The sequence below is a fragment of the Caulobacter sp. 602-1 genome, assembly GCF_003931565.1.
In the GTDB taxonomy this organism is placed as follows: Bacteria; Pseudomonadota; Alphaproteobacteria; order Caulobacterales; family Caulobacteraceae; genus Caulobacter.
Genome location: NZ_RRYI01000092.1, coordinates 1 through 307, shown reverse-complemented (window position 1 = coordinate 307; position 307 = coordinate 1). Strand labels below are relative to the sequence as shown.

General features: G+C 67.8%; 1 protein-coding gene. It reads right to left on the bottom strand.

All coding sequences use genetic code 11. The features are described 5' to 3' along the window. On the bottom strand, nucleotides 1–307 hold a 307-nt coding region (locus EIK80_RS25380; protein WP_148099134.1), incomplete at both ends, for an efflux RND transporter permease subunit.

Here is a 307-nt window from a genome sequence, read left to right as displayed (position 1 = left end):
GTCGTGGTGGCCGGCCTTGACCGGCTTCAGCAGGGTGGCGCAGAGCGCCGGCGTCAGGATCAGGGCCACGATCACCGACAGGCCCATCGCGCTGACGATGGTGATGGAGAACGGACGGTAGATCACGCCCTGCGAGCCGCCGAAGAAGGCCATGGGCACGAACACCGCGGCCAGCACCAGGGCGATGCCGATCAGGGCGCCGGTGATCTCCTGCATCGATTTGCGGGTGGCCTCGAGGGGGCTGAGGCCCTCCTCGGACATCACGCGCTCGACATTCTCGACCACGACGATGGCGTCGTCGACCAGC